Origin of the sequence: Pedobacter sp., from assembly GCF_031119335.1 — a bacterium.
In the GTDB taxonomy this organism is placed as follows: domain Bacteria; phylum Bacteroidota; class Bacteroidia; order Sphingobacteriales; family Sphingobacteriaceae; genus Pedobacter.
This window is the reverse complement of the sequence record NZ_JAVHXT010000001.1, coordinates 80,909-93,990: the sequence shown is the minus strand read 5'-3', so window position 1 is coordinate 93,990 and position 13,082 is coordinate 80,909. Positions and strand designations below refer to the sequence as shown.

At 36.9% G+C, this 13,082-nt stretch carries 16 protein-coding genes; 4 read left to right on the top strand and 12 right to left on the bottom strand.

The window, feature by feature from the left end; all coding sequences use genetic code 11:
• Positions 1-26: 26 nt before the first annotated feature.
• Positions 27-2,501 (bottom strand): primosomal protein N', encoded by a 2,475-nt coding sequence (gene priA / locus REI64_RS00390; protein WP_308848095.1) that lies wholly within the window; start codon positions 2,499-2,501, stop codon positions 27-29.
• The gene (locus REI64_RS00385; protein ID WP_308848094.1) at positions 2,501-2,887 is read right to left on the bottom strand and encodes a DUF423 domain-containing protein; all 387 of its coding nucleotides are present in this window, start codon (positions 2,885-2,887) and stop codon (positions 2,501-2,503) included. Before REI64_RS00385 ends, priA begins: the two co-directional genes overlap by 1 nt.
• A 90-nt stretch (positions 2,888-2,977) precedes the next feature.
• On the opposite strand from REI64_RS00385, the gene REI64_RS00380 reads away from it, so the two are divergent.
• Both REI64_RS00380 and REI64_RS00375 read left to right on the top strand, forming a co-directional pair.
• On the top strand, positions 2,978-4,543 hold the full coding sequence (locus tag REI64_RS00380) for a hypothetical protein (protein WP_308848093.1): 1,566 nt from the start codon (positions 2,978-2,980) through the stop codon (positions 4,541-4,543).
• 34 nt (positions 4,544-4,577) lie between these two features.
• Complete coding sequence (locus REI64_RS00375) at positions 4,578-5,999, top strand: DUF5723 family protein (protein WP_308848092.1); 1,422 nt, start codon at positions 4,578-4,580, stop codon at positions 5,997-5,999.
• A gap of 18 nt (positions 6,000-6,017) precedes the next feature.
• Here REI64_RS00375 and tsaB read toward each other — a convergent pair whose 3' ends face one another.
• The 7 genes from tsaB to REI64_RS00340 form a co-directional block, all read right to left on the bottom strand.
• Complete coding sequence (tsaB, locus tag REI64_RS00370) at positions 6,018-6,704, bottom strand: tRNA (adenosine(37)-N6)-threonylcarbamoyltransferase complex dimerization subunit type 1 TsaB (protein WP_308848091.1); 687 nt, start codon at positions 6,702-6,704, stop codon at positions 6,018-6,020.
• Between the two features lie 119 nt (positions 6,705-6,823).
• Positions 6,824-7,111 (bottom strand): type II toxin-antitoxin system RelE/ParE family toxin, encoded by a 288-nt coding sequence (locus REI64_RS00365; protein ID WP_308848090.1) that lies wholly within the window; start codon positions 7,109-7,111, stop codon positions 6,824-6,826.
• Positions 7,108-7,317: a DUF2683 family protein gene (locus REI64_RS00360; protein ID WP_308848089.1), complete on the bottom strand. Its 210-nt coding sequence runs from the start codon at positions 7,315-7,317 to the stop codon at positions 7,108-7,110. Before REI64_RS00360 ends, REI64_RS00365 begins: the two co-directional genes overlap by 4 nt.
• A 59-nt stretch (positions 7,318-7,376) precedes the next feature.
• Positions 7,377-7,607, bottom strand: coding sequence for a membrane protein insertion efficiency factor YidD (gene yidD / locus REI64_RS00355; protein WP_308848088.1), 231 nt, complete (start codon positions 7,605-7,607; stop codon positions 7,377-7,379).
• Positions 7,594-7,986 carry a ribonuclease P protein component gene (locus REI64_RS00350; RefSeq protein ID WP_308848087.1) on the bottom strand — a complete coding sequence of 131 codons (393 nt, stop codon included), beginning with the start codon at positions 7,984-7,986 and terminating at the stop codon, positions 7,594-7,596. The genes yidD and REI64_RS00350 overlap by 14 nt, the downstream gene beginning before the upstream one ends.
• A 65-nt stretch (positions 7,987-8,051) precedes the next feature.
• Positions 8,052-8,210 carry a 50S ribosomal protein L34 gene (gene rpmH, locus REI64_RS00345; RefSeq protein WP_013632808.1) on the bottom strand — a complete coding sequence of 53 codons (159 nt, stop codon included), beginning with the start codon at positions 8,208-8,210 and terminating at the stop codon, positions 8,052-8,054.
• A 371-nt stretch (positions 8,211-8,581) separates the two neighbouring features.
• Positions 8,582-8,734 (bottom strand): lmo0937 family membrane protein, encoded by a 153-nt coding sequence (locus REI64_RS00340; protein WP_113635858.1) that lies wholly within the window; start codon positions 8,732-8,734, stop codon positions 8,582-8,584.
• Positions 8,735-8,957: 223 nt separating this feature from the next.
• On the opposite strand from REI64_RS00340, the gene REI64_RS00335 reads away from it, so the two are divergent.
• On the top strand, positions 8,958-9,080 hold the full coding sequence (locus tag REI64_RS00335; RefSeq protein WP_308848086.1) for a hypothetical protein: 123 nt from the start codon (positions 8,958-8,960) through the stop codon (positions 9,078-9,080).
• A 247-nt stretch (positions 9,081-9,327) separates the two neighbouring features.
• Here the strand turns inward: REI64_RS00335 and REI64_RS00330 are convergent, their stop codons facing one another.
• Genes REI64_RS00330 through REI64_RS00320 form a run of 3 tightly spaced genes read right to left on the bottom strand, consistent with a single transcriptional unit; the run spans position 9,328 to position 11,926 of the window.
• Positions 9,328-10,062 (bottom strand): LytTR family transcriptional regulator DNA-binding domain-containing protein, encoded by a 735-nt coding sequence (locus REI64_RS00330; RefSeq protein WP_308848085.1) that lies wholly within the window; start codon positions 10,060-10,062, stop codon positions 9,328-9,330.
• Positions 10,040-11,101 carry a histidine kinase gene (locus tag REI64_RS00325; protein ID WP_308848084.1) on the bottom strand — a complete coding sequence of 354 codons (1,062 nt, stop codon included), beginning with the start codon at positions 11,099-11,101 and terminating at the stop codon, positions 10,040-10,042. Before REI64_RS00325 ends, REI64_RS00330 begins: the two co-directional genes overlap by 23 nt.
• Before the next feature lie 30 nt (positions 11,102-11,131).
• Entirely contained in the window at positions 11,132-11,926 is a 795-nt protein-coding gene (locus REI64_RS00320; RefSeq protein WP_308848083.1) for a LiaF domain-containing protein, read from the bottom strand.
• Between the two features lie 155 nt (positions 11,927-12,081).
• Between REI64_RS00320 and REI64_RS00315 the strand changes: the two genes are divergently transcribed.
• On the top strand, positions 12,082-12,954 hold the full coding sequence (locus REI64_RS00315) for a ChaN family lipoprotein (protein ID WP_308848082.1): 873 nt from the start codon (positions 12,082-12,084) through the stop codon (positions 12,952-12,954).
• Positions 12,955-13,082 lie beyond the last annotated feature (128 nt).

Sequence of the window (13,082 nt, the reverse complement as noted above, 5' to 3'; positions counted from 1 at the left end):
ATTAACCAATTCAAGCAGTTAACCAATTAATAAGGATCTACATCTATCTGCGTAATTACGCTTCTAAATTCTTTTTGCGCATTAAAGTCTTTAATAGTAGCCAACAAAACGGTTTTAACCTTTTGCATGGCGGCCGTTCTCTCTACTTTAAGAATAATTTGTTTGATATAGTAATTCCTAACCCTTGCTACCAAAGGCTGCTCTGGGCCTAAAACCCGTTTACCCAATTGCCCCTTAAGGTTAGCAGCCAAAGTTTGCGCAGCTACATTTAGTACATTGGCATCCTTATGTTTCACATTGATGAAAATTAAACGTGAAAAAGGCGGATAATTGAACTGCTCACGCTCTTCCAGTTCATCAGCGTACATTTGCTCGTAATCATTATTTATTACTTGCTTAATGATACGATGATCATCTGCATAAGCTTGTATGCAAACTTTGCCCTGCTTGTCTCTCCTGCCTGCCCTACCAGCTACTTGTGCCAACAATTGGTAGCTGCGCTCAAAAGCCCTAAAATCTGGAAAATTGAGTAAAGTATCTGCGTTAATCACCCCTATTAAGCTTACATTTTCGAAATCGAGTCCTTTGGCTACCATTTGCGTTCCAATCAAGATATCATTTTTCTTCTCTTGAAAATCACTAATGATTTGCTGCATTCCATTTTTAGTTCTAGTACTATCTAGATCTAACCTTGCAATTCTAGCATCAGGAAAAATTAGGCTGAGTTCTTCTTCAATGCGTTCGGTACCGAAACCCTTCTGCTCTACATGCACCGAGCCACAAGCCGGACAAACATTTACACTGCTTTGGTGATAACCGCAATAATGACAATGCAGCTTACCACTAGATTTATGGTACGTTAAACTTACATCGCAATTAACGCACTTAGGTGCATAACCACAAGTTGCACAAATTAAAATGGTAGCATAACCACGTCGGTTTTGAAACAGAATTACCTGCTCTTTTTTATCTAGCGCATCTGCTATATCGTCTATCAATACACTCGTAAAATACGAGGTCATTTTTTTTCGCTTGGTTTCTTCAGCTATGCTAACAACTTCTTGCAACGGTAATTGCACACCTCCAAAGCGCTCTTTAAGTTCTACCAAACCATATTTATCGGTTTTGGCATTGTAGTAACTTTCTAAAGATGGCGTAGCGGATCCTAAAACCACCTTCGCCTTATGCAAATGTGCCAAGTAAATTGCAGCATCTCTAGCTTGGTATCGAGGTGCAGGATCATATTGTTTGTAAGAATTTTCGTGCTCTTCATCTACTACAATCAGCTTCAAATCTGAAAATGGCAATAATACAGCAGACCTTGCACCTAAAACAACTTGGTAAGCACCATTAAGTACTTTATTCCAGATCTCTACACGTTCGTTATCGTTAAATTTTGAATGATAAACACCTATTTTATTACCAAAGTAAAGTTTAATGCGTTCAACAATTTGCGTTGTTAAAGCTATTTCGGGCAATAGAAATAAGACCTGACCGCCACCTGCAATAACTTCTTCAATCAACTTGATGTAAAGTTGGGTTTTTCCCGCGGCAGTAACGCCATGCAACAAAACCACATCCTTAGTTTCAAATTGTTGTTTAACCTTAGCCAGTGCAGCTTTTTGGTGTTCGCTTAGCTCAAAATTGATATCAAACACTTCTCCATCGCTACTTAACCTGCTTACAGGCCTCTTTTCGATATGGAAGATATCCTTATCTGCAAGTGTTTTTAAAGCTGCTTGACCGCTGCCACTCTCTTCTATTATCTGATTTTTAGCAACAAACCCTTTATCCCTACTTAATTTAAGATAAGTTAGCAGCGCATCTAATTGCTTTGGCGCTTTTTCTAACTGATTAAAAAGCTGTCTTAAATTTTCTTCTTCGTGGTAAAAAACATTAAGCTTTACAAAAGATTTCAGCAAGGGTTTATATTTGTCTACCACCTCTTCGGCAGCAACGATAATTTCCTTCGCAAGGAGCGAATTCACTAAAGGATAAACGGTTTTCTGTCCCAATAGGTTGGCGACCTCGTCAATACTGATACGGTGCTGCTTCTGCAACACATCAAAAATGACCTGTTCTTTATCGTTTAGTTGAATTTCTTCGGGAAGCTCATCCTTCAGCAACAGTACTGTTTCACTGGCCAATTTCAATCCAGTGGGCAAAGATGCCGACATCACGTCGCCTTCATTACAGAGATAGTAAGAAGTGATCCATTGCCAAAATTCAAATTGTTTTTCGGTAACTACCGGATGATCGTCTACAACATCAATAATATATTTTGCTTGGTAATGCTCTGGCGGATTTTTACCAATGCTTTTCACCAAAGCCGTATAAATTTTATGCTTACCGAACTGTATAACTACCCTTTTGCCTACAGCAACTGCACTATTAAGCTCAAAAGGAACTCTATAGGTATAGTTTATAGCAAGCGATAGTGGTAAAACTACCTCTACAAATAGCGTGTCCCGCTCCAAAAAATCCGACTCCGCAAACTGCATTATTTATCTTTAAATGCTGCTAAGAACAAACAAGCCCAGCCTAAAATGAAGGCGAGCCCACCAATTGGAGTAATTGGCCCTAAATATTGGGTAAAAGACAAATTGTAAGCATCTTTAATTGCCAACAAATACAATGAACCAGAGAATAAAATGATACCCAAACTGAAAAACAGAAAAGACAAGGCGATAAGTTTGTTTTTATAGCGGGCAAAAGTGGATAAATAAAGCATGGCAAAAGCGTGGTAAAATTGATACTCCACTCCCTTTTGCCAAGTTTCCAATTGGCTTGGTGAAACTATACTTTTTAAACCATGCGCTCCGAATGCTCCAAGTACTACAGCCAAGGCTCCGAAAAACGCAGCAGTTAATATTATTCTTTTATTCATTTAGTAACGGCATTAAATAACGCTAAATTAACAAAATGCCGCTATAATCTCACTAATCGCAAAATTAAATTAAATTTGCGGTATCAAGTTATGAGAAAAATCTATTTCATATTAATCATACTAGTGCTGGGTGTAACTGGCATGGCCTACCTATATTTCTCCAATCTAAATAAAGAAAGTAGCGCTTCGGACAGTGCACTTAATATGGTAACTGCCAATGCTCCTATCATATTTACTTTCGATAATGAGAAAGGCTTTTACGATATACTTAGCAAACAACAAGTTACAAATGAAATTTTAGGATCTGAAAAAAGCGATTTACTAAGCATTTTACAAGAGAGTTTAACGAGCAACAGCAGTATAAATCAGCTAATAGAAAAAGAAAGAATAATTATTGGCTTTTTACCCGGAAATGCAAACAAAGTTGATTTTATTTTAGCTACCCAAACTAAAGCTAAAGATTTCGATATCAAAATACTTAACCAAATTAATGCTACAGTAAAACCAGAAGGCAACCTTTATCATGTTAATTTTGGCGACAGCGCACAATGCTATGTTGCCATCATAAATCAGTCTTTTTTTCTTTCTAACACTAAGGAAACACTAAAAAAAATTGCAGAAACCAAAGTCGATAAAAACGATTTTAAAGAATATATTCAGCAGAATAACAGATTTAATAAAAACACTTTAGCTAGCGTCTTTATCAATTATAACCAGCTTCCAACATTACTAAAAAACATACTAAACACTAACCTAACTGGCGAATTAAGTATATTTAATAAACAGAATGCCTACGCATCGCTAAGTTATAACTTTGGTAGCGATAAGTTTTTGTTAAATGGTTATACAGAAATTAAGGATGACCAAAATTATTTTAATCTATTTGTAGATCAAAAAGAGCAAAAAATAAACATAGATCAGTTTTTCCCAGACCAAACTGCTAACTATACGTTATTTGCAGTTGATGATTATACAAAATGGACTAAAGCACTTAAAGATTGGCAAAAAGAGCGCAAGGAAGATGTTAAAATTGCGCAGCAGCACAAAGAAATTAATGAGAAATATCGCATCAATATTGACCAGACTTTTCCATTGTACTTTAGCAAACAGTTTGCCGTTTTGCAATTAAAAAGCGGCGAAAAATTGGGCATCATAGAAACAAAAAACGGAGATAAACTGAATCAATTGCTTTTAGATTTGAGCACTGAATATGCTCCTGATATCCGCATTTTTAAAGAAGCTAATTTAATGGGCAATTTCTTTGGAGAACCTTTCAAAAAATTTGAACGTCCTTTTTATACGGTAATTGATAATCACTTCGTTTTTGCAAGTTACGCTAGCACCATCCAGGTGTTTCTGAATAGCTATAAAAATGATAATTTACTGATTTCTACCGATAATTATATTCGTTTTAAAGATCAAACAAGCAGCTCTGCAACTATTGCTTTTTACATTAACCACCAAAACAGCAACGATATTTTTGGACGAAACCTGAAGACGCCATACTACAAACAATATAAGTCGGAAAAGGGCGTTAAGGAGTACAATGCATTTGGCTATCAGCTATCTGCAGATAATGGCAAGTTTATGAGCAACATACTTCTGCTCAAAAAGCAGTCAAAAATTGAGATAGATAGCTTAACAAACACAAGATAGTTTTTGATGCCAATATGCTAAACAACAGAATTTCATGAGAACGCTGCTTGCCATACTCCTTATTGTTGTATTTTCATTTAACGCCAAATCGCAGCAATACGCTCTTTTCAACACTAAAACTTTATTCGACTCTTTCGAAAACCCTGCTCAAAAATCATTTGTATTAGATTCGTCGAGACAGTTTGCTTCTAATTTTCTTATCCCCTACATGGATTTGAGCAGCTTAAGCAAAGGAAATTCTAACGAAGCTATCAGAAATCTTGTAAGACGTGGTTACAGCCAAACCAGACTAGGTGAATTTACAGATCCTAAAACGATGCGTGAAGATGTAAATGTCTATCTGCTAGCAATTAGACTGTTTAAGTACCACAAATACCACAGTGAAATGGGTTTTTCTTGGCAAATAAGATCCGAAACCCAAATAGATTATGATGGAAATCTTAGCCGAGGGCTTTTTTACGACACTTTTCAGCAATTTACAACCATCCCAAGGGTAAATATATTCAACAACAACGGTAGACTGCAGACCTATCATCAACTTAGCTTTACCTATCGTGAAAATTATACCAAAAGATGGGCTTTGGGCGCAAAAATGAGCCTATTAAGTGGTGTTGGCTATGCAGAGTTTGACGCCAGCAGATCGTCTGCTACTGTAAACTCGTCCACTTTAGACCTGGATATGGCAGCAAAATTCAGGTTAAATTATCCAGAAGGCGGGGATTTTAACTTTAAAAGCACATTACCGTTTAAAAATCTTGGAGCATCCATCACCTTAGGAACAACTTACACCACCAAATCGGGCATTTTCATGATGGCCAATGTAAAAGACCTAGGTTTCATTAGATGGGGTAAAAACTCGTATTCCGGTTCTTTTGATGTTACAGCAACCAATGTACCACTTGTCGGAAATCCAGGCGAAGAAGAAGATACCAAACTGCAACGGGCACTTGATGATGCTGCCAAAACAAATACAGAACAAAAGCGCTTCATCACCCCAATTAATAGCAGAGCTGATTTCCTGATCTCAAAAACTTTTGGTCCGTATACGCCCAACCTAATCATCACTAAAAACATATTCAATAAATACGGAGAAGCAGCTTTCGTTAACACCATTAAATCTGGTACTTTTTCGTTTAGCGCCATACCCAGTTACAATACAGATAAAAATTTTAGGCTCGGCGTGCAAGGCATGATCCAAACACCAAATTTTGAGATGTTTTTAGGCACAAACGATATCTTACAGAGTTATTACGCTAGCAAAGAGATCATCAATAATAACCAAGCAACAGAAACAGGTTACCATAGGGGCTCTATTTATTTAGGGATGGCTTTCAAAATTGGCTATATTGTAGAGCACCCAATGAATATGAGTTGGATGCCGGGTGTAGGCGATGGTAAAGACCGCCAAAGTATTTTTGGACGTATTTTCGGAATATTTAAGAAGAAAAAGACTTAGTTTGAAATCGTAATTCGATTAAACTTTCTTCTTTGGTGTAGTTAACACAAAATCTTTCAAGTAAAAAGGTTCGAAATAGGCTACATCTTCAAATATCTTGGCTTGGTAAGCTGCAAAGGCTAAATTGCTCATGCTACTTGCACTATTGAAATTCTCCAGATGAAAGTGAGCATTAGGATCATCAATTACAGCAGCGCATTTTTCGGCACCATCGCCAACAAACGCCACATAATTATTTTGTAGCTCCATCGAAAAACTTTTATCGTCTACAATCTTAGCATGGGTATGCTCCACTTCGTTCAAATAGTGATCGAAAACTGCGGTGAATACCTCCATCCTTCTCGCATCAATCATTGGGCAGACCAAGCCGCCAAAATTAGGATGTTGCAATAAATAACCATTGGCCATCATTTTTAGCGTGTTAATGGCTATCAAGGGCTTATCTAAAGCAAAGCACAAACCTTTCGCAGTAGAAACACCAATACGCAACCCCGTATAAGAACCCGGACCTTTGCTTACAGCAATTGCATCTAAATCGGCGTAGGACAACTTAGCTACCTTCATTGCTTCGTCTATAAATAGCGTTAAACTAGCGGCATGAATGTTAGGAGCCTTTTCTTCCTTTAACGCAATAGTTTCGCCATTTACTGATATCGCTACAGAACAAACAGGTGTAGCCGTTTCTATTTGAAGTATTGTTGACATGAAACGCAAATATACGTTGAATATTGGTTAACTGTTTATCCCGATAGTTGTTTGGAGGTTAATCGGTTAATTTTAGAAACCAGGTCACTAGTTGATTTTAGAATTTGCATTACATACTCCTAATTGATAGGATCTTGTCTATTATCCCAGAAAGCAACTACAAGTACAATTTGTTCATCTATTTTATATAAAATGGAGCAATTTTTATGAATAATACATTTTCTTAACTGTAATTCTTCATAAAAAACTGGATATAAATAAGGATTTGAAGTAAGAATTTTTATACACCTTTTCACTTTACCTTCAAACTTCAGAACGAATTTTTCACCCCAACGTTTATTTAATTGAGCAACTACAGCTTCGTAAGTTATGCCAGCTTCAATACCGAACCTAACTTCAAAACTCATTTGTTTATGAAATACTTGTCGGTAAATTCATCCAACGAAATTGAATTACCAGCTTCATACTCTTTTAAACTCTTTTTGGCACTTTTGATAATGTGATTTGGCAAACTAGGTTTCTGTACTTCAAATTGAACCTTTAAAGCCTTTAAAACTGCCTTAACTGTCTTAAGTTGTTCATTACTTTCAGGATGTATCAGAATATTTTCCATAAACAAATTTAACCTTTTTTAATAGCAATTTCAAACAACAACTGATTTCTGCGAACTAACTAAGGCACAGGATCATGCCCGTGCCCCCCCCAAGGATGACAGCGGCCAATGCGCTTGATTGTTAACCAACCGCCTTTAAAAGGACCGTGCTTTTTAATAGCCTCTACCCCATACTGTGAACAAGTTGGCGTGTACCGGCAACTAGCCCCCAACAAAGGCGACAACAACCATTGGTACAATTTAATAATTGCTAAAAACAGCCATGAAAAAAAAGCCTTAATTACCTTCATTATCAATTTGTGTGAATAGCTTTTTAAATAATTGCGCTAATCGTTTTTCTAAAAAACTGTAAGGATAGATTTCTTTACCCACATATTGCAAACCTAAAAGCAACAACTGTTCCTTACCGCCCAATGGCTCATATAATAAAGCTGATTTTTGTAAGCGGTAAGCTTCCCGGGTGCGGCGTTTGATTAAATTTCTGTCGTTGGAATGTTTGTAGCGCTTTTTGGCTACGTTAATTACCACCTGAGCAGGAAATTTGTGGGTCTGGGCATCGAAGACGAAAGTTGCCCTATACGGATATAACAAAAAAGAAGAGCCTTTTTTAAATAGCAAGTCTAACGACTTTTTGCTACACAAACGCTCTTCTTTAAAAAATTTATTCATGTTTTTTGATTGCTTAATGCAGAAATTTAATTGCTGCTTTCACCTTAGTAGGTGGCAATCAAAAATTATGCTTTATGACGACGCTCGTCAGAAACGGTTAATCTTTTTCTTCCTTTTGCACGGCGAGAAGCTAATACTCTTCTACCGTTAGCTGTAGCCATTCTTTCGCGGAAGCCATGTTTGTTTCTTCTCTTTCTTTGCGAAGGTTGGAATGTTCTTTTCATAACAATATAATATCTTAACTAGAGTTTTTAATAAGAGGTGCAAATATAAAGCGATATTTTCATAATTGCAACAGCTATTTGTTTTTATTTTCAGAAAAGCAAAGATAGCAATTCTTCAGTTCATCCAGCCCCGTCATCCGCTGTAATCTTTTTTGTCAACTTTGCCATCATTTCCAACTTAGGTGAGAAATGCGTAAACTGAATGCTACTTACATACAGATTTCTCAGTCGTACCTCCTTCGAAATGACGCGAAAAAAATATTTCCGCTACTATCGGGGTTTAACACACAAAAACTGGTGCACAAAAAAGCCCGATAGGTGACCTAAACCTATCGAGCTCCATTTATTAACTAACTACAAATTTTTCTGTTTTATGCTGCTCCCCTTATTACTCTCAATAAGATTGCAACAATAGCTATTACCAATAATGCATGAATAATTCCGCCTGTGTAATAACCGCCTAGGAAGCTAATTGCCCAAATAATTACTAAGATTACGGCAATTACGTATAATAGATTTCCCATAATTTTGATGTTTAATAATTGTTAATTTTCAGTTGATTTTATTACATTAACAAGACATGTTTAAAATTGTTCTGGAAATTTTTTATGGATTGAAAAAAAATTTAACAATTGATTTTTAAAGACCGTTGGCTGAAGCCAACGGCAATGAAATTATAGGATTTCTCCAATTTTTATTTCGCTGAAATAAAAGCAAGGAAATACATTACGAGCTTATTAAATCTCAATGATATTACAAACTCCTCTTGTTCCGTTGGCTGAAGCCAACGGCAATGAATTTGCAATGTTAAAACCTTTCCCAGTATTGATTTGCTTTTTTAAGGCTGAAGCCAACGGCAATGAATTATAGTATGCGGTAATGAAACAACCGAAGCAAAACTAAAGCAATTTTTCTATCCTGCCCAGCTTCATTGCCGTCGGTTTTAACCGACGGAATACAAGAAAGCTTTTTATTGGCTTTAGCCACATTTATTTAACTAGATGTAGTTTGAGACTTTGAGCGGGAAAATTTTGATATGTTGCACAAACAGGTGTAAACTAAACCCGGTAGCAGCGTAAAACGGGGCTAACGAAAACCGTGGCAGAAATTTGCTTTTCTAAATCCCTAAAGCCGTTTTCAGTTTAACATAACCTGTTTTACTTACGGGCAGCCAAATCCCCGATTTTAGTAAGACCACGTAACTTTCCTTCTCTTTCAATTCTATTTTTGTTACCTGCGCCAAATTAATGATGTAAGAACGATGGATACGGATAAACTGTGAAGCATCTAGCGTTTGCTCAAAGAAACTCATGGTTTTATTCTTCTGGAAATTACCTTCTGTAGTGCTCAACTTTACGTAATCATCATCAGCTTCGAGGTAATGAATAGCTTCTACGGGAATTATTTTAATTACCCCAGCATTTTTAACCACTACCCTATTGTTCTGCGCTGGCGATAAAGATGCTGTTTCTAACAACTCCTGACTGTCATCGCCTTTGGCCAATTTTGAGGGTAGTTTTTGCATAGCCTGCTCAAAGCGACCCTGTTCTATAGGTTTTAGCAGGTAATCTACTGCATTTACTTCAAAAGCTTTGATGGCGTATTCGTCGAAAGCTGTGGTGAATATCACCGCTGGGCGTTTTTCTACTAGCTCCAACATTTCGAAACCACTAATTTTTGGCATTTGTATATCCAAAAAAATTAAATCGGGTTGATGTTGCGCTATGGCCTTTAAACCCTCAAAGCCGTCGCTACATTCTGCTACTATTTCAATGTTGGGAAAAGCCTTTAAATAATGCTTCACAATATCTCTTGCAAGGGCTTCATCATCAATTAGTATGGTTTTGATCATCTTTTTGGGGTATTTTAAGGGTAGTAATATACAAATTGTTGTTTTGCGATTCGGCCTGCAATAAAGTTGTATCAGCAAAAAGAAGATAAAGTCTGCGTCTAATTGCCGAAAGCCCAAAGCCTGTACCTTTGGATGCTTTCATTTCTGGATCGTAGGGATTGGTAACGCAAATTACCAAAACGTTATTCTCTAGCTTTACATCTAGTGTTATCGTAATGGCAGTTGAGGTATTATATAAGCCGAACTTGATCGCATTTTCTACAATTGGCTGCAATAATGTTCCAGGCAAATGTAGATTCATTGTTTCATCGGCAATGTTTACGGCTACACTTAAACGATGGCTAAACCTTACTTTTTCTATATCTAAATAAAGTTGGATGTACTCCATTTCATCGGCTACGCTCACCCAAACTTCATCGTCGCGTTTAAGTGTACCACGTAAAAAGGCAGCCAGTTTGGTAATCATGGTCCCTGCCTCTGTTGGGTTTACAATGGTTAGCGCATATACAGAGTTTAGGCTATTGAACAAAAAGTGTGGCTGTAATTGGTGGCGAAGCTTATTCAACTCGGCTTCCTTTGCCAAATTTTGCGTAGCCAACATGCGTTCCTGCATTTCCGACTGCTCTTCTAAGCGATACCAAAGAATATTAGCCAAAGCACACCAGCCCAAGCAAATAAATGATACTGCTGTTTTGAAAATATCCGATAGGTCTAAGAAAGCAATATAGCTCGTTTGGTTTGTAAAAAGGAACGTTAAAGAGTACTTAGCGGTTACTACAACTGTAGCCGAAACCGCCAAAGTTACGAGCAAAACATATAGTAATTTTTCATTTTTGGGTTGATAAAAGCCCAACATATTGCTGATAACGATACATCCGATAGCAAGAAACGAATTACTGATGATACTGTCTGCTATGGCAATTTGCCACGAAAAGTTGAAGAAAAAATACAAAACCGCAGCACAAGCTATTTGCCAGCATATTAAAACAATGCTTGCTATATTCCTGATCTGCGGCTTGGAAAGAGGTGTGGTTGTCAAAACGTTTAGCTTTTAAGGTTAAAAAAAGGATTAATAACTCTTAAACTCTACGCCTCCAAACAACACTGTACCTCTTATAATTACTAATTTGTTTGCCTGCTCGCCTGCTGGATATATGGCTCTTTTATCATCAACCCCACCAAATATTGCGGTTACTTCCGATTTGATTTGCCAAGTTGCAGGCACAACAATTTTTACCCCACCAAATATTGCGGTAACATCTAATATTACCTGTCCGTCGAAATCTGCTTGTGTTAAATTGATATCTCCACCACCAAAAACAGCTGTTATTTCTCCGCCTTTAAGGTTTTTAGAATAAATTACCTGGTTGCTACCGCCAAATACATTTACCGATTCGATATAATCATTGGCATTAAAATTTGCATCCGTATTACCGGTGGGTGCGTTTGGATCTTGCCCCAATGGATTTACATCTTCAAATCTATTGTAACGATCTTTTTGAAACTTATGCTTATTTTTTTTGTAACCGCTGGTATTTTTCGGCTTCAAAATTAAGAACAGACCCAAGGCCAATAGCATGATTGGAAAAATGATATTCCTCATGTCGTAGCCTCTAAAAATATCTTCGAGCGTAAAATATGAGCCTATTAAGACCATTACAAACCAAGCACTGTTTCTGAAATTATTGCGTACGCCCACGAATAGACCTATGATAATGAAAAGGACATTCCATCTGAAAATCCAACCGGGAATGTCTAACCCAAAGTTTCTTAATAACAAAAGAGAACCAATACCTGCTATTAATAAGCCAGCCCAAACTTTTCCTGAGCGATTAACCATTTCTTTATTATTTATATTTTCCATTGTCTTATGTTTTTTGATATGCCCAAAAGTATCTCAACTACTAAGGCAACACAACATAAGACCGTTATTTGCTATCCAATTATCGGTAAAATGCATTAATTTATCGGTAAAAATTTTCGTTAATTTGAATTCATTCGGTAAAAACCCAAACAATCATGAAAAGATTAACCTTACTAGCATTTGTTTTACTGCCTTTTCTTGTTAAATCACAAGATATTAGCCAGCATTTTAAAGCTTACGATATAAAGAAGCAAAAGACCATTAGCTTAGATGATATTGTGGCAGATATGGCAAATGCCGATGTGCTCTTCTTTGGTGAAGAACATAATGATTCGATTGGACATTATCTTGAAGTAAGCTTGTTTAAAAAGCTGGCAACTGCTTACAATAATAAAGTGGGTTTAACTTTAGAGATGTTTCATACCGATGTGCAACCTGTGATTAACGAATATTTAGCAGGAATTATCACGGAAAAAAACTTTACAAAGGAAGCCAGAGCTTGGAACAACTATAAGGATTACAAGCCAATGATTGAATTTGCGAAAACAGAAGGCATTGCTGTTATTGGTGGAAATGCAGCCGCTAGATACAGCAACTCGGTCACCAAAAACGGACTGGAAGTTTTAGCTAAACTACCAACAACCTCGAAGCAGTTTTTGCCACCAAATACAATTGACACCTTAACAGGAAGATATTACGATAAATTCATCGGTTTGTTGGGCGGACACAGCATGGGCGATATGAAGGTTTACCAAACCCAAAATTTCTGGGATGCAACAATGGCCTGGTCTATCGCCAAATTTGCAAAAGAAAACAAAGGCAAAAAGATTTTTCAGGTGAATGGACGTTTCCATAGCGATGAAAAGCTGGGAACCTACGCACAGCTGAAAAAAATTGCACCAAAGTTAAAGACGTTAAATATTGCGGCTTTCGCTGCCGAGGATTTTGCCAATCCAGATTGGGAGAAGCACAAAGATTTAGGTGACTATGTTATTTTGACTGATCCGAAAGTTAAGAAGAGCTTTTAGAGGATGCATCTATTATTATTACCCCACAGATTTTCGCAGATGTAAACCGCAGATTTAAAGATGATCATTTTATTCGAAGACTAAAATGATTTTCAGAAAACTTTTCATTCTGGCTCACGAGGCATCTA

Coding starts and splice junctions, on each gene's coding strand:
- REI64_RS00365 (WP_308848090.1), bottom strand. CDS start 7,111: ATGAGTTTTGAAGTTAGGTTCGGTATTGAAGCTGGCATAACTTACGAA.
- yidD (WP_308848088.1), bottom strand. CDS start 7,607: ATGAAGGTAATTAAGGCTTTTTTTTCATGGCTGTTTTTAGCAATTATT.
- REI64_RS00380 (WP_308848093.1), top strand. CDS start 2,978: ATGAGAAAAATCTATTTCATATTAATCATACTAGTGCTGGGTGTAACT.
- REI64_RS00340 (WP_113635858.1), bottom strand. CDS start 8,734: ATGGGAAATCTATTATACGTAATTGCCGTAATCTTAGTAATTATTTGG.
- REI64_RS00330 (WP_308848085.1), bottom strand. CDS start 10,062: ATGATCAAAACCATACTAATTGATGATGAAGCCCTTGCAAGAGATATT.
- priA (WP_308848095.1), bottom strand. CDS start 2,501: ATGCAGTTTGCGGAGTCGGATTTTTTGGAGCGGGACACGCTATTTGTA.
- rpmH (WP_013632808.1), bottom strand. CDS start 8,210: ATGAAAAGAACATTCCAACCTTCGCAAAGAAAGAGAAGAAACAAACAT.
- REI64_RS00385 (WP_308848094.1), bottom strand. CDS start 2,887: ATGAATAAAAGAATAATATTAACTGCTGCGTTTTTCGGAGCCTTGGCT.
- REI64_RS00320 (WP_308848083.1), bottom strand. CDS start 11,926: ATGGAAAATATAAATAATAAAGAAATGGTTAATCGCTCAGGAAAAGTT.
- REI64_RS00360 (WP_308848089.1), bottom strand. CDS start 7,317: ATGGAAAATATTCTGATACATCCTGAAAGTAATGAACAACTTAAGACA.
- REI64_RS00335 (WP_308848086.1), top strand. CDS start 8,958: ATGATATTACAAACTCCTCTTGTTCCGTTGGCTGAAGCCAACGGCAAT.
- REI64_RS00315 (WP_308848082.1), top strand. CDS start 12,082: ATGAAAAGATTAACCTTACTAGCATTTGTTTTACTGCCTTTTCTTGTT.
- REI64_RS00350 (WP_308848087.1), bottom strand. CDS start 7,986: ATGAATAAATTTTTTAAAGAAGAGCGTTTGTGTAGCAAAAAGTCGTTA.
- tsaB (WP_308848091.1), bottom strand. CDS start 6,704: ATGTCAACAATACTTCAAATAGAAACGGCTACACCTGTTTGTTCTGTA.
- REI64_RS00375 (WP_308848092.1), top strand. CDS start 4,578: ATGAGAACGCTGCTTGCCATACTCCTTATTGTTGTATTTTCATTTAAC.